This window comes from Paraburkholderia steynii (genome assembly GCF_900100565.1).
Lineage (GTDB): Bacteria > Pseudomonadota > Gammaproteobacteria > Burkholderiales > Burkholderiaceae > Paraburkholderia > Paraburkholderia terrae.
In genome coordinates this window covers 271,074-293,865 of sequence record NZ_FNDI01000003.1, presented here as the reverse complement: position 1 = coordinate 293,865, position 22,792 = coordinate 271,074, and the positions used below count along the sequence as shown (strand labels likewise).

Sequence of the window (22,792 nt, the reverse complement as noted above, 5' to 3'; positions counted from 1 at the left end):
GCGCATTCGGGCCGGCGTTTTCAGAAACCTGGATTTATCACGTTCAAGGACATTCAGATGACCCCCGAAGACGCCCGGAAATTTCTTGCAGCAAACGAGGTGAAATACATCCTCGCGCAGTTCGTCGACATCCACGGGGTCGCGAAGACCAAATCCGTGCCTGCGGCGCATCTCGACAGCATTCTCACGGCGGGTGCCGGTTTCGCGGGCTTCGCCGTGTGGGGGCTGGGTATCGATCCGCAAGGCCCCGACTTCATGGCCGTCGGCGACATCAATACCCTGCAACTCGTGCCCTGGCAACCGGGCTATGCGCGCGTCGTCTGCGACGGACATGTGAAGCGCGAGCCGTGGCCATTCGAAAGCCGTGTGACGCTGAAAAAGCAGATTCGCCGCCTCGAGGACCACGGCTGGATTCTGAACACCGGGCTCGAACCGGAGTTCTCGCTGCTGCGCAAGGGGGCAGACGGCACGATCGCGCCGTGCGACCACACCGATGCATTGCCGAAGCCGTGCTACGACTACAAGGGCCTTTCCCGCTCGCGCGAATTCCTGGAGCGTTTGACGGATGCGCTGATCAAGGCGGGTATCGACGTCTATCAGATCGATCACGAAGACGCGAACGGCCAGTTCGAGATCAACTACACGTACACCGAATGCCTGAAGTCCTGCGATCACTACGTCTTCTTCAAGATGGCGGCGGCGGAGATCGCGAATGAACTGGGCCTTGTCTGCTCGTTCATGCCGAAGCCTTTCGCGAACCGGCCCGGCAACGGCATGCACATGCACATGTCGATTTCCGACGGAAAGAAGAACCTGTTCGCCGACGATCACGACGAGCGCGGCCTCGGCCTCTCGAAGCTCGCCTACCACTGGACGGCGGGCATCCTGAAGCACGCCGCGGCGCTCACGGCGATCTGCGCGCCGACGGTGAATTCGTACAAGCGTCTCGTCGTAGGTCGATCGTTGACAGGCGCGACATGGGCACCCGCCTATGTGAGCTATGGCGACAACAACCGCTCGTCGATGGTGCGCATTCCGGGCGGACGGATCGAGCTGCGCCTGCCGGATGCCGCGTGCAACGCCTATCTCGCGACGGCTGCCGTGATCGCGGCGGGGCTCGATGGCGTCGAAAACCGTCTGGACCCGGGCGAACCCTGCAATGCCAACCTCTACGAGATGTCGCCGCGTGACCTCAAGGAAAACGGCATCAGCATCTTGCCGCAGAACCTCGAAGCCGCGTTGCATGCGCTGGAGCGCGACGAGGTGATGCTCGAAGCGCTGGGGCCGGCGGGCGGCGAGTTTCTCCGTCTCAAACACATGGAATGGATCGAGTACATGCGCCATGTGTCGGACTGGGAGCAGAAGACCTACCTGGAATTTTTCTGATCAAGAATCCTAAACAGCTTGTCGCTTGAATCTAAGCGCGAGGAGATAACGATGTGTGGAATTGTCGGACTACTCGTCAAGAAGCCCGAGTTGCGCGAGCGGCTCGGCGAATTGATGGTGCCCATGCTGCTGGGCATGACGGAGCGCGGGCCGGACTCGGCGGGCCTTGCGGTGTTCACGGAGCCTGTCGCCGACGGCGTGCGCAAGATCAGCCTTTACTCGGGCCTGACGGAAGAAGGCGCCGATTTCAACTGGCAGGGGCTGGTTCATGAACTGAACGCGCACCTCGGCGCCAAGGCATCCGTGCAGGTGAAGGACAATCACGCGGTGTTGAGCGTGGCCGTCGATCCCGAGACGGTCAAGCACTGGATCCGCGAAACGCACCCGGGGCTGCACGTGCTGTCGACGGGACGCATGATCGACCTGTACAAGGACACGGGCACGCCCGGCCAGGTCGCGGATCGTTACGCGTTTAGCGGGCTGACGGGCACGCACCTGGTGGGGCACACGCGGATGGCGACGGAATCCGCCGTGACCCCCGATCGCGCGCATCCCTTCACGGCGGGCGAGGACTTCTGTCTGGTACACAACGGCTCGCTGTCGAATCCGTTCGGCGTGAGACGCATGCTCGAACCGCACGGCATCCGCTTCGATACCGACAACGACACGGAAGCCGCCTGCCGTTTCCTCGAATACCGGTTGCGCGAAGGCGACGATCTCGAAGCGGCGTTGCAGAAGGGCTTCGAGCAACTCGACGGCTTCTTCACCTTTCTGATGGGCACGCCCGACAAGCTCGCTTTGATCCGCGATCCGTTCGCCTGCAAGCCGGCCGTGGTCGCCGAGACGGACGATTTCGTCGCGATTGCGTCCGAGTTCCGTTCGCTCGCGCATCTGCCCGACATCAAGCACGCCCGCGTTTTTGAACCGGCTCCCGAGGAGATGTACGTATGGACAGTGTGAACTTCGACCTGGCGTCCGCCTCGGTGACGGACGTGAATGGCTTCCTGCACCGCGAGGCCGCGAAAGCGGGCACGCGCCGAGTGCTGATCTCGAATCCCGATGGCGCGCACAACATCGCGGTGGGGCTCGATCTTCCCATCGAAATCGAGATCGACGGCCATGCAGGCTATTACGCCGCCGGCATGAACAAGGAAGCGAAAGTGACCATCTCGGGCAGCGCCAGCACGGGTGTGGCCGAGAACATGATGAGCGGCCGCGTACACGTGAAGGGCTTCGCTTCGAACGCGGCGGGCGCATCGGCGCACGGCGGGCTGCTCGTCATCGAGGGCGACGCGGGGCTGCGCTGCGGGATCTCGCTGAAGGGCGCGGACATCGTCGTGAAGGGATCGGTTGGCAGCTTTTCAGCGTTTATGGCCCAGGCGGGCCGGATCGTGATCTGCGGCGACGCCGGCGATGCGCTTGGCGACTCGCTGTACGAGGCGGTGATCTATGTGCGCGGCAAGGTCAAGTCGCTCGGTGCCGACGCGCGTGAAGAGCCGATGCAACCTGCCGATGTGGAAGCCGTCGCGCAACTGCTGCGCGCAGCGGGCCCCGCATTCGCGGAATTCGATCCCAAGGAATTCAGACGCGTCTCGTCGGCCCGCTCGTTGTATCACTGGAATGCCGACGCGAATCAGGAATATTGAACCGGGGACCCCGCCATGGAAATCAAGCCCGTACACATGAAACATATCGCCACCGAAGAGTCCTGGGGCTTCGACCGCAAGACGATCGACTATATCCAGAACGCCGCGGCACACGGACTGTATGAGATCCGTGGCCTTGGGGCGAAGCGGCGCGTGCCGCACTTCGACGATCTGCTGTTTCTCGGCGCATCGCTGTCGCGCTATCCGCTGGAAGGCTACCGCGAAAAGTGCGTGACCAAGACCGTGCTCGGCACGCGCTTCGCGAAGAAGCCGATCGAACTTGCCATCCCCATCACCGTCGCGGGCATGAGCTTCGGCGCGCTGTCGGCGAACGTGAAGGAATCGCTCGGCCGCGCCGCCACCGAACTCGGCACCTCGACGACGACAGGCGACGGCGGCATGACGCCAGAAGAACGGCAATCGTCGAAGACGCTCGTCTATCAGTGCCTGCCGTCGCGTTACGGCTTCAATCCCGACGACGTGCGCAAGGCTGATGCAATCGAGGTCGTGATCGGACAAGGCGCAAAACCGGGTGGCGGCGGCATGTTGCTCGGCCAGAAGATCTCGCCGCGCGTGGCCAAAATGCGCACGCTGCCGGAAGGGATCGACCAGCGTTCGGCATCGCGCCATCCGGACTGGACAGGCCCCGACGACCTGCAGATCAAGATTCTCGAATTGCGCGAGATGACAGACTGGCAAACCCCGATCTACGTCAAGGTCGGCGCGACCCGCACGTTCAATGACGTCAAGCTCGCGGTACATGCGGGCGCCGACGTGATCGTCGTCGATGGCATGCAGGGCGGCACGGCCGCGACGCAGACCTGCTTCATCGAGAACGTCGGCATCCCGACGCTCGCCGCGTTGCGCCAGGCCGTCGATGCGCTCGAAGACCTGAACATGAAGGGGCAGGTGCAGCTGATCATCTCGGGCGGCATCCGCAGCGGGGCCGACGTCGCGAAGGCGCTGGCGATGGGCGCCGATGCCGTGGCCATCGGCCAGGGCGTGCTGGTGTCGCTGGGCTGCAATAGCGGCTCGTATATCGAGAACGGCCAGCACGTGAGCGCGCTCGACGACTATGCGAGCCTGGGTACCGCGCCGGGCTTCTGTCACCATTGCCACACGGGCAAGTGCCCCGTCGGCATCACGACCCAGAACCCGGTGCTGCAGGAGCGTCTGAAGCCCGACGTCGGTGCGAAGCGTCTGAAGAACTATCTGAAGACGCTGAACATGGAGCTGACGACGATCGCGCGTGCTTGCGGCAAGCAGAACGTTCACCACCTGGAGCCGGAAGACCTCGTGGCGCTCACGGTCGAAGCCGCGGCGATGGCGCGTGTGCCGCTCGCCGGGACCAACTGGATTCCCGGCCTGAACGGCGCGCGATGACAGCGCAGATCATCGACGGTCGGCACCTTGCGCGACGGCTGCGCGCGCGCTTTCGCGAGCGCGTCGCGGCGCTGTCCGCGCGAGGTGTCGTGCCCGGTCTCGCCGTGGTGCTGGTCGGCGACAACCCCGCGTCGGAGCTGTACGTCGCGAACAAGGTGCGCGCCTGCGAGGATTGCGGCGTGCGCTCGTTCATGCACAGGTTTCACGCGGATTGCCGGGAAACGGAACTGCTCGATCGCATTGCCGCGCTCAACGTCGAGCGCAGCACGCACGGCATTCTGGTGCAGCTGCCATTGCCGCCGCAGATCAATGTGCGGCGCGTGCTGGAAAGCATCGTCGTCGACAAGGACGTCGATGGTTTTCATCTCTACAACGTGGGCGCGCTGGTGGTCGGCAATTCGATCTTTCCGCCATGTACGCCCTATGGCGTCCAGCTTTTGCTGGAGACGACGGGCATCGACGTGGCGGGGAAGAACGTCGTGGTGGTCGGCGCGAGCAATATCGTCGGCAAACCGATGGCGTTGATGCTGCTGCAGAAGGAAGCCACCGTCACCGTGTGTCACGTGAAAACGCGCGACCTGGCGCAACACACCATTCACGCCGACATTCTGGTTGTCGCCGCAGGCAAGCCGGGTCTCATCAAGGCGGAGATGGTGAAGGAAGGCGCGATCGTGATCGACGTCGGGATCAATCGCACGGCTGATGGGCGCATTGTCGGCGATGTCGATTTCGAGCCCGTGCGCGAGCGGGCATCATGGATTACGCCCGTGCCGGGCGGCGTGGGACCGATGACGGTCACGATGCTGATCGAGAACACGTTGCGATCCGCCGAGCGGTTTGCGGATGGGGAAGCGTTTCATCCGCCTCAGCCTTTCTGGCAGGTGCCGGCAGGGTAGGGCAAAAAAATTACGGCGTTGACGATTGCAGGAGACCTCTAATGGCTGACGATACACGCAACGCACTCGAGACGGCCGCGCGGCTCGCGCTCGCATTTCACGACTCGCGCGCGTCGCGCCCAACGGGTCCGACCGCGAGCTTCGGCGAGTTGAGCGCGGCGTTCGGCGGCCCGACGCCGGAACAAGGCGAGCCCGCCGATGCCGTGATCGCGCGGCTCTCGGCCATTGCCGAGCCGGGTTTGCTCGGCACGGCGGGGCCGCGCTTTTTCGGCTGGGTCGCGGGCGGCTCGCACCCCGCCGCCGTCGCGGCGGACTGGCTCACGAGCATCTGGGGACAAAATGCCGCGACTTGGCACGGTGCGCCTGCGGCTGCCGTCGCCGAACAGGTGGTGGCAGGCTGGTTCCTCGATTTGCTGGACCTGCCGCGCGACTGCTCAGTCGGCTTCACCACGGGCGCGACGATGAGCAATTTCGTTTGCCTCGCGGCGGCCCGCGACGCCGTGCTGCGGCAGGCGGGCTGGGACGTCGAGGCCGACGGTCTGTGCGGTGCGCCGCCTATCTCCGTGTACGTCGGCGAAGGCGTGCATGCGGGCGTGCTGGCCGCGCTGCGCTATCTGGGCATCGGCGAACGGCGCGTCATCCGGATCGCCGCCGACGAGTCGGGCCGCATGCAGGTCGCCGCGTTGCGGGAGGCGCTCGCGCAACATTCGGGACCGCTCATCGTGATCGCCCAGGCGGGACACATGATGACCGGCGCGTTCGATCCCGTCGGCGAGATCGCCGCGTGTACGCATGAGCATGGTGGCTGGGTTCACGTCGATGCAGCGTTCGGCCTGTGGGTCAGAGCAAGCGCACAGTACAGGGACCTTGCAGCCGGCATCGAAGACGCGGACTCATGGGCGGCCGACGCGCACAAGTGGCTGCAAGCGCCCTATGAAACCGGCTGCGCGTTCGTGCGCGATGCCGCCGCTCACCGTCGCGCGATGTCGATCCAGGCGAGCTATCTGCCACAAGCAGACGACGGCGTTCGCGACCCTGTGCATTACACGCCGGAGCTTTCGCGCCGCGCACGCGGCTTTGCGCTCTGGGCGCTCGTGCGCTCGCTCGGCAGGCAGGGTATCGCGGCGATGGTCGAACGCCATTGCGCGCTGGCGCGGCGCATGGCGCGCCGCCTCGCGCTGGGTCCCGGTGTTGCGCTGCTCAACGAGGTCGCGTTGAACCAGGTGATCGTGCGCTTCGGTTCGGCCTACGACGTCTCGCTCGCCGACGAACTGACGCTGCGCGCGATCGAACGTATCCGGGCGCAGGGCATCTGCGACGTGCGCGCGGCGCGCTGGCAAGGGCGCGCGGTGATGCGCCTGTCGGTCATCTCGTGGGCCACGACGGAGCACGACGCGGATCGTGCCGCCGATGCGATTCTGTCGGCATGGGATCAGGTGCATGGCGACTACCTGTGTCAGGAACGCGAAGCGATGGCACTGGCGTTCGGATAAGCATTGCTCAAGCGCTGTACTTTTGCGGGCGGTCCGTCAACTTCGACGGGCCGCCCGCTTTTCGCATTTACCGCTTGTTGCCGCCGCCGATCGCATCTGCCGTTGCGAGCAGCGCCTCGGCCATGCGGATGCTCGCCGCGTCGATCAGCCGGCCATCCAGCGAGACAGCCCCTTTGCCTTCCTTCGCGGCCTGCGCCATCGCCTCCATGATGCGGCGCGCCTTGGTCACTTCCGCATCGGCGGGCGTGAACACGCGGTTGGCGAGTTCGATCTGCGACGGATGGATCGCCCATTTACCCTCATAGCCCAGCACGGCAGCGCGGCGCGCGGCGGCATCGTAGCCATCGGGGTCGCTGAAATCGCCGAACGGCCCGTCGATGGGACGCAGTCCATAGGCGCGGCAAGCGACCATCATCCGCGTTTGCGCGGCGTGCCACTGATCACCCCAGTAGTAATCGCGCTCGCCGCGCTCATTCTTGTCCGTGAGCACGCCGTAGTCGCGATTCACGCCGCCGATCACCGTTGTGCGTGCGCGCGTCGAAGCCGCATAGTCCGCGACGCCGAACGACATGGCTTCGAGACGGCGGCTCGACTGCGCGATGGCCTCGACATTCGCCATGCCGAGCGCGGTTTCGATCAGCACTTCGAAGCCGATCCGGCGGGTGCGCTGGCGGGCTGCCTCGATCTGCGTGACGAGCATGTCGACGGCGTACACGTCCGCGGCCACACCGACCTTCGGAATCAGGATCATGTCGAGACGCGGACACGCTTCGACGATATCGACGACATCGCGATACATGTAGTGCGTATCGAGTCCGTTGATACGGACCATCATCGTCTTGCCGCCCCAATCGATATCGTTGAGCCCTTCGATGATGTTCTTGCGCGCCTGCTCCTTGTCGTCCGGGGCGACGGCGTCTTCGCAGTCGAGGAAGATGATGTCCGCGGCCGAGCGCGCGGCCTTTTCGAACATCGCGGGATTCGAGCCGGGCACGGCCAGCTCGGAACGGTGCAACCGCGCTTTGGCCTGCTCGATGACAGTGAAACTCATACGGGTTCTCCTGAAGTCATTTCATTGAAGGCATGACGGCAACGGGCGCCTAGCCCGTCGCGCCAAAGCCCGATGCGATGCAGTTGATGGACAGCAGCAGCGGCACCTGATACGCGCGCCGCTGCCGTTCCGTCTGTGCCGAACGGTAGAGACGAAGCAGTTCGATTTGCTGGCGGCTAACGAGATCGATAGCGGGCAAGCGGCGCTGCAGACGCGCATGGAACTTCGGAAAGCGCGTGCCCAGTCCGGACGAGCCCGTGAGCGTTTGCACCATCTTCACCGTGAGCCGGAATTCGGCTTCGATCTGCCCGAAGATCGTGTCGCGGGTCGCTTCATCGGGTACGAGGCCCGCATACTCGCGCGCAATGTCGAGATTGACCTGGGCCAGCGTCTTTTCGACCTCGTCGATGACGAGCCGGAACAGCCGCGATTCGTCGAACATCCGCCGCAGCAGGTCGATCCCACGTTCCTGCCGCACCGAAAGGAAGCCTTCGATCGCGCTGCCCACGCCGTACCAGCCCGTCAGCGCGTGCCGGTTCTGCGACCATGCGAACACCCAGGGAATCGCGCGCAGATCCTGCAAGCTCGTTGCGCCGAAGCGGCGGGCAGGGCGCGAGCCCATGTTGAGCATCGACAGTTCTTCGAGCGGGCTGGCCGCCTGGAAATACGCGAGCATGCCCGGCTGCTCGATGAACTTCGCATACGCGGCCCGCGACGCGCCCGAGAGCGCTTCCATGGCTTCATCGAATTCGCCCTTCGGCAGCAAGGCCTCTTCGCGCTCCGACTTCAGCGTATGTTCGAGCACGCTCGACGCAAGCAACTCGACGTGATACTGCGCCGTGCCGCGATTCGCGTATTTGAACGACACCACTTCGCCCTGTTCCGTCACGCGAAAACGCCCTTTGACCGAACCGGCGGGCAACGCGGCGACGGCGCGGCCAGCCGGTATGCCGCCTCGGCTTACCGACCCGCCGCGTCCGTGGAAGAACGCGATCGCGACGCCCAGTTCGTCGCCGAGCCGCTTGATCTTCGTCTGCGCCTTCGACAATTCCCAGTTGCTCGCGAAAAATCCGCCGTCCTTGTTCGAATCCGAATAGCCGATCATGATTTCCTGCACGCCGCCCTGTGCGCGAATGCTGCGGCGGACCATCGGCACGGCCAGCAGTTCGCGCAGGATTTCGGGCGCGCGGCGCAAGTCGTCGATGGTTTCGAGCAGGGGCACGACGGGCAACGTGCAGCTTTCCGTCCCGGCTGCGTCGGAAAAGAGACCGGCTTCCTTGGCAAGCAGATAGACCCCGAGCACGTCGCTGGCCCGATGCGTCATGCTCAGAATGAACGCGCCGAATGCATTGCGATCCACCTGCTGGCGCATCTCGCGCGCCGTGCGGAAAATCTGCAGCGTTTGCGCCTCGTCGAATGGGAGCGAATCGAAGCGGCGTTCCCGCTCCTGCTCGCTGTCCGACGGTTGAGCCAGTTCGCTGAGCAGCCACGCTTTCCATTCGGGCGAATCGCTGGCGGGCGGCTCGCCGGTTGTGCCACAGGTCGCGCGCCACAACGCGCGCAGCGCCTGCTCGATCACCGTCGTGTTCTGACGCAGGTCGAGCTGAACGGTGCTGAAGCGAAACGTCTCCACTTCTTGCCGCAACGGCCGTACGAGCATGTGCGCCAGTTGCGCGCTGCCCGTCGCAAAGAGCGTCTGCTCGATCACCAGCAGGTCGGCGGCAAGCTCGTCGGCGCTCGTGTAGCCGCCTTGAACGGGCGCGCCGTCGGCGGGCCGGCTGGCGTTGGCAAGCGACCCGTCGAGCCGGCGCAAGATGCACGTCAGGTATTGACGGAACAGTTCGCCCGGATTGCGCGATGCGATCGACGTAGCTTCGCCGCTGCGCATCAGTGCCCGCGCCAGCGCTTCATGGAAACTGTCCGGAACAGGCAATGCTTCGGACGTGATACTCAGCATCTGCGTCAGTTCGACAAGACGCAGCCGGTAGCGCTTCAGGCACGCAAGCCGGTTCTCATACAGCGTGGCGCGCGTGACGCTGTCGTCGACGAATGGATTGCCGTCGCGGTCTCCGCCTATCCATGAACCGAACTGGAAAAAGCGCGGCATGTCGAAGCGCTCGCCTGGATAGTGACGCGCGAGCGCGCTCTCCAGCTTGTCGAACAGCAGCGGTACGGCTTCGAACAGCGTCTCGCCGAAAAAGTGCAGTCCCCACGCGACTTCCTGCGCGACCGTGGGTTTTTCGAGCCGCAGCTCGCCGCTCATCCACAACAGCTCGATATCGTTCCTGAGCGCAAGGATCAGCGTGTAGCGTTCGCGCGGTGTCCAGCGCGGCGATTCGAGTTCCATCAGACGCCGGTAGATGCGTCGATGGATTTCGAGCACCGTGACGCGCTTGGCTTCCGTGGGGTGGGCCGTCAGCACGGGGCGCACTTTCATCTGGCTCAGCGCGTCGCGCACTTCGGCGGCAGGAATGCCCGCCTCGGCCGCTTCGGCGATCACCCGCGCAAACGAATCGGGTAGCCTGTCGTAGCCGCCTTCGATCTCGATCTCCCGGCGGCGGCGCATCGCGGTACTCTGCTCGGCGATGCTGAGCAGCTGGAACCACATGCCTTGCGCCTGCAGCATGCGTCTCAGGATGACACGCGCGGTGCGATCGTCCATCCGCTCGCGCATCAGTTCCGTCATCGATTCATGCGCCGACTCGCCCATCAGCGTGCGTTCGACTTCCGGCTGGCGGCCGCGCGCAATGTCGCGCAACAGTTCCGACAGCAACTCGATAACCGCGTATTCATAATCTTCCGCGCTGAGCGCGGGCAGGGCAGCCGACGCGATCGCGAGCTCGTGCAGCCGGTCGACGTCGGCGTGCCTGCTCGCGGGGAAGGGGCGCACAACCTCGACGCGCGGCGGGTCGGGTTGTGTTTCTGGGCCATAGCCCCAATCAGGCAACGCGGCGCGTGACATGTTCTTCGAGCACAGAGGCAACCGTGGAACCCAGCTCGGACGCGCTGGGCGCCACCGAGAGGCCGTAGGACATCATGATTTCCGCCTTCTCCGCCGCGCTGTCGCCCGCTGCCGAGATAATCGCGCCCGCGTGTCCCATGCGCCGTCCCTTGGGCGCCGTCAGACCGGCCACATAGCCGACGACGGGCTTCGTCATATGCTCGCTGACCCACTTCGCCGCTTCGGCTTCCTGCGGGCCGCCAATCTCGCCGATCATCACGACAGCCTCGGTCTCGGGGTCCTGCTCGAACAGTTTCAGATGATCGAGGAACGAACTGCCGTTGATGGGGTCGCCGCCGATGCCCACGCTCGTCGTGACGCCGAGGCCGAGCGCATTGAGCTGCGCGGCGGCTTCATAGCCGAGCGTGCCCGAGCGCGACACGATGCCGATATTGCCGCGCCGGTAGATGTTGCCCGGCATGATGCCGAGCATCGCGCGCCCGGCGCTGATGATGCCCGCGCAGTTCGGGCCGACCACCATCGTGCGGGTTTCCTTCGGATAACGCAGCAGATAGCGTTTGACGCGCATCATGTCCTGCGCCGGGATGCCGTCGGTAATCACGCAGACGAGTTGCAGGCCGGCGTCGGCGGCTTCCATGATGGCGTCGGCACAGTAGGGCGGCGGCACGAACACGAGGCTCGCGGTGGCGCCTGTTTCGCGCACGGCGTCTTTCACGGTGTCGAACACGGGGCGTTCGAGATGAAGCTGTCCACCCTTGCCCGGCGTGACGCCGCCGACCACGTTGGTGCCGTATTCGATCATCTCTTTCGCATGGAACGACGCCTTGTCGCCCGTGAAGCCCTGCACGATGACGCGGGTGTTTTCGTCGATCAGGATACTCATGTCTGTTCTCCTTATCTGGGGTTGCCGGCCTGGCGCGCGCGGTGCGCCTTGGAAGCCTCGACGGCCTTTTGCGCCGCTTCCAGCAGCGATTGCGCCGCGATGATGGGCAAGCCGCTTTCCTTGATGATGCGTCGTCCTTCTTCGACGTTGGTACCCGCCAGACGCACGACGAGGGGCACCCTCAGGCCGCGGGCCGCCTGTACGACGCCTTCGGCAACCCAGTCGCAGCGATTGATGCCGGCAAAAATGTTGACGAGCACGGCCGAAACATTCTGATCCGACAGCACGAGGCGAAACGCGGCCGCCACGCGCTCGGGCGATGCGCCGCCGCCGACGTCGAGGAAGTTCGCGGGCTCGCCGCCTGCGTACTTGATCGTGTCCATGGTGGCCATCGCGAGGCCGGCGCCGTTGATGATGCAGCCGATATCCCCGTCGAGCCCCACGTAGTTCAGCCCGAACTGCGCGGCTTCCGCTTCGCGCGGATCTTCCTGCGCCGCGTCGCGCATCTCGGACACGTGCGGGTGGCGAAACAGGCCGTTGTCGTCGAACGAAATCTTGGCGTCGAGGGCGATCACGCGGTCGTCATCGGTGACGACGAGGGGATTGATCTCGACCATCGTCGCGTCGAGGTCGCGAAACGCGCGATACGCGCCCATGATCGCGTTGACGGCGCGGCTCACCTGCTTGATGTTCAAGCCGAGGCCGAAGGCGATCTCGCGCGCCTGGAAGGGCTGCAAGCCGACGGCTGGCTCGACCACCGTCTGAAGCACGGCGCCCGGGTTGGTGCGCACCACTTCTTCGATATCCATGCCGCCCTGTGCGGAAGCGATCACGCGCACGCGTTCCGCCTTGCGGTCGAGCACGATGCCGAGATAGATCTCGCGCTCGAATTTCTCGGCGACCTCCACGTACACGCGCTCGACGACCTTGCCTTCCGGTCCCGTCTGGATCGTCACGAGCTGCTTGCCGAACAGCGCGGTCGCCGCCTCGTGTACATCGTGGTAGGTCTCGCACAGCTTGATGCCGCCCGCCTTGCCGCGCGCGCCCGAATGAATCTGCGCCTTGACGGCCCAGTGCCAGCCGCCGAGTTCCGTGGCGCAGTAGACGGCCTGATCCGGCGTGTAGGCGACCGCGCCGCGCTGGATCGGCACGCCGAAGCCAGACAGCAGGTCTTTGGCCTGATACTCGTGAATGTCCATGTCGATGTCTCCGTTTGATTGCGTGGTTTGCGAACCGTCAGGTCACGAGATTGCGCGGGACGCCGCGCGCGAATGCCTCGATGTTCTCGATCAGCTGGTCGGCTAGCGACTGCATGGCGTCGTCGGACGCCCATGCAACGTGAGGTGTCAGGATGAAGTTGGGCAGATCGAGCTCGAGCAGCGGATTGCCCGCGACGGGCGGCTCCTGGCTCAGCACGTCGAAGCCTGCCCCGGCGATCAGTCCTTCCTTGAGTGCCGTGGCGAGCGAGGCTTCGCACACCAGCCCGCCACGCGCCGTGTTGATCAGCAGGCAGTTGCGCTTCATGCTGCGCAACTCGTCGAGCCCGATCAGGTTGCGCGTGGCAGGCGTGAGCGGCGCGTGCAGCGAGATCACGTCGGACGCGCGCAGCACCGTGTCGAGTTCGGCGTATTCGAGGCCCGGCACCCGCGCGCGCTGCGCGTCGTGAGCGGCGAACACCGGGCGCATGCCGAAGCCGCGCGCAATCTGCGCCGTGCCCTGGCCCAGCGCGCCGCCGCCGATGATGCCAAGCGTCGAGCCATGCAGATCGCGGATCTGATGATCGAAGAAGCAGAACTGCTTGGTTTGCTGCCAGCGTCCGCTCAGCACGTCGTTGCGGTAAGCGAGCAGATTGCGCCGCAACGCGAGGATCAGCGCGAACGTGTGCTCGGGCACCGCGTGGGACGCATAGCCGCGAATGTTGGCGACGGCGATGCCACGCTCGCGGCAGTACGCCGTATCGACGACGTCATAGCCCGTCGCCGCCACGGCAATCATCTTGATCGACGGGTGCTTGTCGAGCATGTCGGCTCGCAGCGGCACCTTGTTGGTGATCGCGATGGTGGCGCCTTCGAGCCGCCGCGTGACCTCCTGTTCAGAGGTCGACGCGTACTGGACCCAGTGGTGGTCGAAGGTTGGGCGCCGGACATCGGCATTCAGCGTGGAACGGTCGAGAAAAACGATTTCGTGTCGCATGGTGTCGTGCGTTCCGTAGTGTGGGCGGGAAGGATGCGACCGCCGCGCCTGCTTCAGGCAGGCGCGTTCAGGCGGTCGCGCTCATTCAGCCGGGCTCATGCCGCCGTGTTCATGCGTTGGCGGCGCGCCGTGCGACGGGCTCTGCCACCCGCTGCGGCGCGGCATGCGTCGTGGCCTGCGCGCCCGGCGTGTGCGTGCGCCAGTACTGTCCGGCTGCGCCTACGCCGCTGCCTGGCCGCACGTCGATACCGGCATCGAGCATGGCCATTTCGGCGCCTGCAATCGCGCTCACCAGCATCAGTTCGTTCAGGTCGCCGAGGTGGCCGATGCGGAACACCTTGCCCGCGACCTTCGAGAGTCCCGCGCCGAGCGCGAGGTTGTAGCGGCGATAGGCGGTGTCGATGACCTGCGCGGCGTTGAATCCTTCCGGCACGACGATCGCGGACACCGTATCGGAGTGCCACTTCGGCGCCTTCGCACACACTTCGAGTCCCCAGCCTTCCGTGATGGCGGCGCGCACGCCGGAAGCCAGGTAGTGATGCCGCGCGAACACGTTGTCGAGCCCTTCCTGGAACAGCAGATCGAGCGCGGCGCGCAGCCCGTACAGCAGCGAAAGCGCAGGCGTGTACGGGAAATAGCCGGTGGCGTTGGTGCGCACCATGTCGGCGAGATCGAAGTAGCAGCGGCGCGATTTCGCGTGGCCGATCGTCTTCAGCGCCTTCTGGCTCACGCACAGGATGCCGAGGCCCGCCGGCAGCATCAAACCTTTCTGCGAGCCCGTCACGGCCAGATCGACGCCCCATTCGTCCATGCGGAAATCGATGCAGCCAATCGAGCTCACGCCGTCGACGAACAGCAAGGCCGGGTGGCCCGCCGCGTCCATTGCGCGGCGCAGTGCGCCGATATCGCTCGTCACGCCCGTCGCCGTTTCGTTGTGGCAGGCCAGAATGCCCTTGATGGTGTGCTGACGGTCGGCCTTCAGGATCTCGCCGATCCGCTCGACAGGCACGCCTTCGCCCCAATCGACGTCGAGAATTTCCACATCGAAGCCCAGGCGCTGCGCCATGTCGGCCCACAGATGGCTGAACTGGCCAAAGCGCGGCACCAGGACCCGGTCACCCGGCGACAACGTGTTGGTGAGTGCCGCTTCCCATGCGCCCGTACCCGACGACGGAAAGATAAAGGGCTGGCCTTCGGCCGTCCGGTAGATCTTCTTCAGATCGGAGAGCAGGCCATGTGTGAGTTCGGGGAATTTCGTCGAACGATGGTCTTCCATCGACACCACCATCGCGCGTTGCACGGCGTCGGGAACATTGGTGGGACCGGGGACGGCGAGAATGTTGCGTCCAGGGATGCGCGTGGCAGAAGTATTCGACATGGTTTGTCTCCTTGGTGATGATCGTGATCAGTCGTTTGGATGATGTCGTTCGGGTGGTTCAGTGCGCCGCGTGACCGGCGGCCGTGCTGTCGTCCCGCGTCGCGGGCGCGTTGTGGCGCAGTGCGTCGGGCGCGTCGCGATACACAGGAAACTTCGCGGTCAGCGCGAGCACGGCGTCCGCTGTGCGGCGGATCACGAGATCGTTGGCCGGTGCCTCGAGCACATCCGCCATCAGGTGCGCAAGCTGTTGCGCTTCCGCTTCGCGCAGGCCACGTGTCGTGATGGCGGGCGAGCCGATACGCACGCCGCTCGTGACAAAGGGCTTTTGCGGATCGTTCGGAATCGCGTTCTTGTTGACCGTGATGAAGGCGCGGCCAAGCGCGGCTTCCGCCTCTTTGCCCGTGACGTTTTTCGCGCGCAGATCGACGAGGAAAACGTGTGAGTCCGTGCGGCCCGACACGATCCGCAAACCGCGTTGCTGGAGCGTCTGCGCCATCGTCCGTGCGTTGACGAGCACCTGTTGCTGGTACTGGCGGAACTCGTCGGTCATCGCTTCGCGCAGCGCAGCCGCCTTGCCCGCGATCACATGCATCAGCGGGCCGCCCTGGATGCCGGGGAAGATCGTCGAGTCGATTGCTTTGGCAGCCTGCGCGCCCGCGAGAATCATGCCGCCGCGTGGACCGCGCAGCGTCTTGTGGGTGGTCGTCGTGACGTAATCGGCGATGCCAACGGGGCTCGGGTAAAGCCCCGCCGCGACGAGGCCCGCATAGTGCGCCATGTCGACGAGCAACGACGCGCCCACGCTATCGGCGATCGCACGAAAACGCTGCCAGTCGATCACGAGCGAGTAGGCGGAAGCACCCGCGACGATCATGCGCGGCTTGTGAGCCTGCGCGAGTTGCTGGACCTGCTCGTAGTCGATTTCTTCCGTATCGGGATTGAGACCGTACGACACGGCATTGAACAGCTTGCCGCTCACGTTCACGGACGCGCCATGCGTGAGGTGTCCGCCGTGAGCGAGCGACATGCCGAGAATCGTGTCGCCCGGCTTGAGCACGGACAGATACACCGCCTGATTGGCCTGCGATCCCGAATGCGGCTGCACGTTGGCATACTCGGCATGGAACAACTGCTTCGCGCGATCGATGGCGAGCTGCTCGACGACGTCGACGTGTTCGCAGCCGCCGTAGTAGCGGCGGCCCGGATAGCCCTCAGCGTATTTGTTGGTCAGCTGCGATCCCTGCGCTTCCAGCACAGCCGGCGACGCATAGTTTTCGGATGCGATCAGCTCGATGTGATCCTGTTGACGCTGCGTTTCCGCCGAGATGGCCTGCCGCAATTCCGGGTCGGTGACGGCAATCGTGTTTTTGTAGCTGAACATGTATGAACCTCTCTTTAATGAACCAGACAGGCTGGACGTCGCTGCCCGTCCCCTCCGTATCCCCTTCGCATTCCTGTTGAAACGATGGTAGTGGCGTGCCGCCGAAAACACTCATTCGCGTTACTTATCCGACCCATAACCTCGCGTGTGAGCCTTGCCAGCCGGACCTCGCGCCTCGCGGAGTACCTCTTCTTGGGCATTGCGGACGCTTCCTCCGCTGGTACAGTTGAGGCGTGAAATCAAGGCGTTTTTGCCGCGTGTGTGGGAGGGTAGGGAGCGAGATGCTGCACCTGACATTGCGCCAGCTGAAGGTGTTCGAGGCGAGTGCGCGTCATCTGAGTTTTTCGCGCGCAGCGGAGGAACTTCATCTGACGCAGCCCGGCGTGTCGTCGCAACTGAAGCAGCTCGAAACGGGCATCGGCATGCCGCTGTTCGAACAGGTCGGACGGCGCGTCTTCCTGACAGCGGCGGGCAAGGAGCTGTACAGCCATACGCGGCTGTTGCAGCAGCAGTTGTCGCTGCTTGAAGCGTCGCTCGATCAGCTGCGCGACATGAAGCAGGGAAAACTGAAGGTGTCGGTGGTGAGCGGGATGACCAACCCGCTCGCGCTTCAGTTGATCGCGAAGTTCACGCGGGCTTTTCCAGGCGTAAACGTGAGTCTCTCCGTCGGTAACAGAGAGTGTGTGCTGAACGAACTGGCGAACAACGAGACCGATCTCGCGATCATGGGAATGCCACCCGAAGGGCAAGGTCTCGCTGCCGTGCGCGTGGCGAAGAATCCCCTCGTGATGATCGCGCCGCCCGATCACTCGCTCGTGCGCGAGCGCCGCATTGCCCTGGGCGCGCTAGAGCGGGAAACGTTTCTGGTGCGCGAGTCCGGCTCCGGCACGCGCCGCGCGATGGAGCGCTTCTTTGCCGAGCACCGCACCAGCTTTCGGCCAGGCATGGAAGTGAGCAGCAACGAGGCTGTGAAATGGGCCGTGCAGGCGGGCATGGGGCTGTCAGTCGTGCCCCTCGCGACGATCATGGCCGAACTCGAAACCCTTCGGCTCAAGGTGCTCGACGTCGAGCACTTTCCGATCGTCCGGTATCTGTATCTGGTGCATCGCGAGAGCAAACAGCTTTCGGCTGCCGCGTCGGCGTTCAGGGACAGCCTGATCAGCGGGGCCCATGAGGCAGGTGAGCGGGTGTCGGGCGAATGATGAGCGCGCTTGCGTGACGGTTGGCTTTTAGCACTTACCCAGCCAGCAGTATTTCGCCCTTGCCTTGCACCGATACATCGCCGCGTAGCCGCCGTGGAGGTTGCGCACGCGACAACATGGCAAACGCGCCGCCCTCTCGCGCGAGCGTCGGCACCAGCAGCCGCCAGAATACGTCGATATCGCTGGCGTTTTCCGCGAAGCGTTGCGTCGCGGGCCACGCGGAATCGAGCAGCAGCAGCGAGCCGCGCCGCATCCCATACGCGGGGTGTTCGCCGACAGGGCCTGCCACGGCGATCGTCCCCGCGACCATGCGCGACGCCACGAACGCGCCCGCTGACCCGAACACGACAGTCGTGCCGCGACGCATGCGATCACCCAGGCGCGCGCCCGCATCGCCGTGAATCACGAGCGTGCCCCCGCGCATGCCGTCCATGTCGCCCGGCAACGCGGCGCCTGCGAAATCCCCGGCATTGCCGCGAATCTCGACGCGGCCGCCCGATAGCTCACAGGCTGCGAAGCTCCCGCAGTGACCTTCGACGACGATCGTCCCCGCGCTCATCTGCGCGCCGAGATAATCCCCCGCATCGCCATCGATGAAGAGATGGCCCGCGTCCATGCGCGAGCCAAGCCGGTCGAAGCGTTGCATATCGCCCTCGAACCTGAGTTGAGGCAGGTCGGGTGTTGCTTCCCCAGCGATCTCCACGGCGAACAGATCGCCCACGTTGATCGGCTCGCTACCGTGCCAAAGCGCCATTTTTCCGATTTCGACGGCGCTCAGTTGCGCGAGTCGCGCGGGCAAGAGGTCGCGCGCGTCGATGCGCAGGCTGGGCGCGTGCTTCAGACGTAACGTGATGCGCTTCATCGGTTCTCCGGCGCGTCGCACAATTGATGCAGATGAAAGTGAAACGGCCCGAGCTTGCCGCCATAGTTGCCCGCTGAGATCCGCACCAGTCCCTTTTCCACGCCAGCGTCCGCGCCCGTCGCCGCCGCGATGCCGACACGCATGGCCTCGGCCACATCCGTATCGCTCAATCCGTCGATGACGATTTCGAGCACGCTCTGGACATCGCCCGTCAGTTCGGTGCGCAGCGCGAGTTCGCTGAGGCCAGGACAGAACGCATCGTTGGTCGAGGCAGGCAGCGCCGAATATTTCGAACCGACCTTCGAGCCCGAGCGCACGACGCCGCCCGGAAACGGCAGGATCACGTTCGGCACAGTGCGCATCGCGTCAACGGCCGTCTGCGCTGCAATGAGCGCCGCGTCGGTGTCGCGCGCAAGGAAGAGCAGGTTGCCGCCGCCCACGCCTTTGACGACGGCCGTCGTTTCCTCTGCGACGAATTCGCCGTCCATCACGGGCACACGCCAATAGCGCTTGCCGTCGATCATCTTCGAGATCTGCCAGCCGTCACCGAAGAAGCGCAGATTCTTGCCGAGCGCGATAGGCTCGCCATTCGCGATGCCGCCGAAAACGGCCGTCGTCGGGCATGTCAGCACGCACTGTCCGACGCGGCGCTCGACCTGTTTCGCGAGTTCCTTGCCGGACATCGAAAACAGCAACAGGGCGACGCCTGGCCGTCCGTCGGGTGTCTCGTCGGGTGACAGTTCGCGCTCAATGCCCGCTTCACAGCCGCACGCGATCACCGACGTCGCAAAGCCGGTCGCCGCGAGGGCCGCGTTGCGCGCCCAGGTAGCGTTGCGCGCCGTCACGATCAGGCGCGTTGCCTTCATCGGAAACGCTTCGGCAAACGTGTCGTCGATCGCGACGCCGCGCACGATGCGCGGTGCCGCCGGACGTTCGGCAACGTGCGCCGCGCTCGAAGTGATATCGCTCATGACGGGGACTCCGCACGCTGTTGGCGATGCACGCCGCACGCGGCAGGCAGCAGACGGCCACCGTTGCCGCACAGGCACAGTTCATCGCGGCTGATGAGCGCGCGCCGCATGTTGGTCGCAAGATAGGCGTCGCCGTACTCCTCGACCACCTTTTCGATCGAGCGGTCGAATTCGGGCTCGACGTAGTGCGTGCCGCCCACTGGCGTCGCGACGATGCGGCCGTCGCGCGCAACCAGTTCACCGTCCTTGAACACGTAGACGGGCGCGCGGAACATCGCTTCGCGGTCGGCATGCTCGCGATACACGGCGATATCGGCGGCCGCGCCCGCATCGAGCCGGCCACGATCTTTCAGCCCAAGCAGCCGGGCGGGCGCGGCGCGGGTCAGGATGGCGATCTCGTTGAGGTCGAGTTCGCGTTTCAGGCTGGCAAGCGGCGACTGAGCGGCAACATCGGGATGAAGCTTCGCCAGTTGTTCGTCGCGGAACGACTTGTCCATCAGCAGGCGGATCAGATGCGGATAGCTCGTGAACGGGCCGCCGTTCGGATGATCGGTCGTGAGTGTGATCTGCCAGGGGTTGTTCACCAGCAGGAAAAGCTCCAGGCCGATCGTCCACTGCAGCGCGTTGACGTAGCTGGTTTCACGGTAGCGAAACGGCACCACACCGCAGCCCGCATCGCATTCGATATCGCCCGCGATCCATTTGCGCGGCGACGCGAAGGCGGCCTGCTTGACCTGCTTCATGATGTCGCCCGACGCCGTGACTGTCTGACCGAACATGATCTGGCCTACGTCGATCGAGATGTTCGGGTTCGCGTTGACGGCCTCCGCGATCCGGTGCGCCGCCGACGAAAACTTCCGGGGACCGTCGTTGCCGTAGCTGTGAAACTGAATATGCGTGAGATGGCCGGGCAGACCTTCGAGCGCATCGATGGTGGCGAGCGTCGAATCGATATTGCCCGGCACGCCCAGATTGCTTGCGTGAATATGCAGCGGGTGCGGCACGCCGAGATCGGTGAGCGCGCGAGAGAGCACATGCAGCACGTCGCGAGGCGTGATGCCGTAGTGCGTATGGTGCTCGTCGACATCGAGACTGCGCTGGTTGAACTTGAATGCCGAAATGCCGCCGGGATTGACGACTTTCACGCCGAGCGCGCGGGTCGCGTGAATCGACCATCCGACGTAGTCGCGCAGGCGTTCGTAGTCGGTCTGCCCGGCCAGCATGCGCAAGAACAGTTCGTCGTTGCCGAGCATCACGTAGGCGCCGTGATCGATGATCGGCGTGTCGCCCATTTCGAGGTGCGTGTGGCGCGCGTTCGATGCGATCATCGCCGGCTCGAATGCCGCCGTGTAACCCATCTCGGCGTATCGGTAGCCCGTCGCGAGCGTACCCGGCGTGCAGTCGCCGCATGAGGCGAGTTCGAGTGGATTGTCGGAAGCGCGGCGGCCGCGATGATCCTCCGGCATCAGCAGGCGCGCGAGATTGACTTTGCCGCCGCCGATATGCGAATGCATGTCGATGCCACCCGCCATGATGACCATGCCCGAGGCATCGTATTCGCAATCGACGGATTCCTGTTCGGGCAGATCGACGATCCGGCCGTCACGCACGCAGATGTCGCCGATCTGCCCGGCGATGCGTGAGGCGGGGTCGTACACGCGGCCGCCGCGCAATCGGAACGTGCTCATCGGGCGGGCTCCTTTGCGGTTGATAGTGCGTGTGAATGCGGTGCCGCCAGCGCATGCGCGATCTGCGTGGCTACATGCGCGACGGTGGGCAAGCTGTCCTCATACACGGGCACGAGCGGCAGCACGACGCCGCCGTCCGTGCGGAACAGATGACCGGCGGAACCGATGCCGGGCGTCGAGACGGGCATGAAGAGCGTCGGCCCGTGACGATCGGTGGACGATGCCGCGAGGCCGGGATGGCCCAGCACGATCGTCGGCATGTCGGATTGTGGCGGCGGCAGGTCGGGGCCGAAGCTTGCGACCCAGACGAGAGCATCGACGGCATGGTCGTCGAGTAACCGCTGTGTGTCATAGCGATGCGGATCGTGTTCGAGACCGGCTCGATGCACGCCCGTGCGCAGCGGCAGACCGGACATCCACGTGAGCGTCTGGTTGACGGTCGCGGCGCCGTCGTCTCCGCCGAGCGCGAGGCAGCCTGCGCGTGTCTTCAGGTTGATCGACTTGGCCAGACGGTCCAGCCCCTCGACTAGCAGCGTCGCATGGCTGCCAGGCAAATCGGCCGCACACCAGACGAGCGTGACGTAACGCGCCGCGAGCATATGCACGGCGAGCGACTCGAGTGCAGGCGCATTGCCTGGCATCGGCTGGTCTTTCAGAAGCGAATCGATCCGCGCGTTCAGCAGCGCAATGGTCTCGTACAGATCGCCTTGCAACGGGATGGCGCGTTGAGAGACCGTGCCGGGCTGCGCCATAGATTCGAGGTTCGCGTCGATCTCGCTGCCGACGAAGATCACGTCGCGCCGTGCCGGGCCTGTTGCATCGGCCGGCTTAGCGCCGACCGCGCAACGTTTGAAGAACGCCGGGTATCTCGCCGTGGGCGTCGACGCGAAACAGACAATCAGGTCCGAGCGCGCGCGCACTTCGGAAAGCGTGGTCGTGAATGCGCCGCGGTCCTGCATCGCCGTCAGGCCGTGCATCAACGAGCGGCCGTGGGCGTGATCGATGATAGCGGCGCTCGCGTTGGCCAGGCGATACAGCGCTCGCGTGCCCGCCACATCGGTGGCCATGCCCGCGAATAACGGTTGCTTCGCTTGCGCGAGCCATTGGGCCGCGAGGCCGATGGCATCGTCGAATGCGATCGGCTTGCCGTCGTGCATCGGCTGTGCGTGTGCGGGACGCGCGCTGAACTGCGCGAGTGCCCGCGTCGCACGTGGGCAATCGGTGCCCGTCAGGGTCAACGTCTCGCCCGCCGTGATCGAAAGACGATCGCATAACAGCGGGCAGAACGGACACGTCCAGGACGTAGGTGAACTGATAGAGGTCATGTCCGGCTATCAGCAACTCATATGCCATCCGTTGTGGTTCTGCGAAGCGCCTTCGCCTTACCGGACAAACGCGAATGGCGCGGCATGCACGC

The 22,792-nt window shown here is 64.7% G+C and carries 18 protein-coding genes; 7 read left to right on the top strand and 11 right to left on the bottom strand.

The annotated features are described in order from the left end of the window. Positions 1–57 precede the first annotated feature (57 nt). From glnT to BLT65_RS07715, 6 genes are read left to right on the top strand one after another with little or no spacing between them, the layout of a single operon-like run. On the top strand, positions 58–1,386 hold the full coding sequence (glnT, locus tag BLT65_RS07740) for a type III glutamate--ammonia ligase (RefSeq protein WP_042306513.1): 1,329 nt from the start codon (positions 58–60) through the stop codon (positions 1,384–1,386). A 51-nt stretch (positions 1,387–1,437) separates the two neighbouring features. After that, a complete protein-coding gene (locus tag BLT65_RS07735) occupies positions 1,438–2,346 on the top strand; it encodes a class II glutamine amidotransferase domain-containing protein (RefSeq protein ID WP_035994940.1) in 909 nt (302 codons plus the stop codon). Then, the gene (locus BLT65_RS07730; RefSeq protein WP_007585778.1) at positions 2,334–3,032 is read left to right on the top strand and encodes a GltB/FmdC/FwdC-like GXGXG domain-containing protein; all 699 of its coding nucleotides are present in this window, start codon (positions 2,334–2,336) and stop codon (positions 3,030–3,032) included. The genes BLT65_RS07735 and BLT65_RS07730 overlap by 13 nt, the downstream gene beginning before the upstream one ends. Before the next feature lie 15 nt (positions 3,033–3,047). Next, positions 3,048–4,415, top strand: a complete 1,368-nt coding sequence (locus tag BLT65_RS07725) for an FMN-binding glutamate synthase family protein (protein WP_007585777.1) — start codon at positions 3,048–3,050, stop codon at positions 4,413–4,415. Next, entirely contained in the window at positions 4,412–5,311 is a 900-nt protein-coding gene (gene folD, locus BLT65_RS07720; protein ID WP_091776650.1) for a bifunctional methylenetetrahydrofolate dehydrogenase/methenyltetrahydrofolate cyclohydrolase FolD, read from the top strand. Before BLT65_RS07725 ends, folD begins: the two co-directional genes overlap by 4 nt. 41 nt (positions 5,312–5,352) lie before the next feature. After that, positions 5,353–6,804 carry a pyridoxal phosphate-dependent decarboxylase family protein gene (locus tag BLT65_RS07715; RefSeq protein WP_091776648.1) on the top strand — a complete coding sequence of 484 codons (1,452 nt, stop codon included), beginning with the start codon at positions 5,353–5,355 and terminating at the stop codon, positions 6,802–6,804. Between the two features lie 67 nt (positions 6,805–6,871). On the opposite strand, the gene BLT65_RS07710 is transcribed toward BLT65_RS07715, so the two are convergent. From BLT65_RS07710 to glyA, 7 genes are all read right to left on the bottom strand, one after another. After that, positions 6,872–7,855, bottom strand: a complete 984-nt coding sequence (locus tag BLT65_RS07710) for an HpcH/HpaI aldolase/citrate lyase family protein (RefSeq protein WP_091776646.1) — start codon at positions 7,853–7,855, stop codon at positions 6,872–6,874. Between the two features lie 49 nt (positions 7,856–7,904). Next, on the bottom strand, positions 7,905–10,817 hold the full coding sequence (locus BLT65_RS07705) for a phosphoenolpyruvate carboxylase (protein ID WP_091776644.1): 2,913 nt from the start codon (positions 10,815–10,817) through the stop codon (positions 7,905–7,907). Then, positions 10,795–11,700 carry a succinate--CoA ligase subunit alpha gene (sucD, locus tag BLT65_RS07700; RefSeq protein WP_042306507.1) on the bottom strand — a complete coding sequence of 302 codons (906 nt, stop codon included), beginning with the start codon at positions 11,698–11,700 and terminating at the stop codon, positions 10,795–10,797. Before sucD ends, BLT65_RS07705 begins: the two co-directional genes overlap by 23 nt. Before the next feature lie 11 nt (positions 11,701–11,711). Next, positions 11,712–12,899, bottom strand: a complete 1,188-nt coding sequence (locus BLT65_RS07695) for a malate--CoA ligase subunit beta (protein WP_007585771.1) — start codon at positions 12,897–12,899, stop codon at positions 11,712–11,714. Between the two features lie 37 nt (positions 12,900–12,936). Beyond that, positions 12,937–13,893 (bottom strand): D-2-hydroxyacid dehydrogenase, encoded by a 957-nt coding sequence (locus BLT65_RS07690; protein WP_091776642.1) that lies wholly within the window; start codon positions 13,891–13,893, stop codon positions 12,937–12,939. A gap of 109 nt (positions 13,894–14,002) precedes the next feature. After that, complete coding sequence (locus BLT65_RS07685; RefSeq protein WP_091776640.1) at positions 14,003–15,271, bottom strand: aminotransferase class V-fold PLP-dependent enzyme; 1,269 nt, start codon at positions 15,269–15,271, stop codon at positions 14,003–14,005. A gap of 58 nt (positions 15,272–15,329) precedes the next feature. Continuing rightward, on the bottom strand, positions 15,330–16,652 hold the full coding sequence (gene glyA / locus BLT65_RS07680) for a serine hydroxymethyltransferase (protein ID WP_091776638.1): 1,323 nt from the start codon (positions 16,650–16,652) through the stop codon (positions 15,330–15,332). Between the two features lie 281 nt (positions 16,653–16,933). On the opposite strand from glyA, the gene BLT65_RS07675 reads away from it, so the two are divergent. Then, a complete protein-coding gene (locus BLT65_RS07675) occupies positions 16,934–17,854 on the top strand; it encodes a LysR family transcriptional regulator (RefSeq protein ID WP_079500218.1) in 921 nt (306 codons plus the stop codon). A 34-nt stretch (positions 17,855–17,888) separates the two neighbouring features. On the opposite strand, the gene BLT65_RS07670 is transcribed toward BLT65_RS07675, so the two are convergent. Genes BLT65_RS07670 through BLT65_RS07655 form a run of 4 tightly spaced genes read right to left on the bottom strand, consistent with a single transcriptional unit; the run spans position 17,889 to position 22,700 of the window. Continuing rightward, the gene (locus BLT65_RS07670; RefSeq protein ID WP_091776636.1) at positions 17,889–18,716 is read right to left on the bottom strand and encodes a formylmethanofuran dehydrogenase subunit C; all 828 of its coding nucleotides are present in this window, start codon (positions 18,714–18,716) and stop codon (positions 17,889–17,891) included. Further along, positions 18,713–19,687: a formylmethanofuran--tetrahydromethanopterin N-formyltransferase gene (fhcD, locus tag BLT65_RS07665; RefSeq protein WP_091776634.1), complete on the bottom strand. Its 975-nt coding sequence runs from the start codon at positions 19,685–19,687 to the stop codon at positions 18,713–18,715. Before fhcD ends, BLT65_RS07670 begins: the two co-directional genes overlap by 4 nt. Further along, positions 19,684–21,375 (bottom strand): formylmethanofuran dehydrogenase subunit A, encoded by a 1,692-nt coding sequence (locus tag BLT65_RS07660; RefSeq protein WP_091776632.1) that lies wholly within the window; start codon positions 21,373–21,375, stop codon positions 19,684–19,686. Before BLT65_RS07660 ends, fhcD begins: the two co-directional genes overlap by 4 nt. Continuing rightward, positions 21,372–22,700 (bottom strand): molybdopterin-binding domain-containing protein, encoded by a 1,329-nt coding sequence (locus tag BLT65_RS07655; RefSeq protein WP_091776630.1) that lies wholly within the window; start codon positions 22,698–22,700, stop codon positions 21,372–21,374. Before BLT65_RS07655 ends, BLT65_RS07660 begins: the two co-directional genes overlap by 4 nt. Positions 22,701–22,792: the final 92 nt, after the last annotated feature.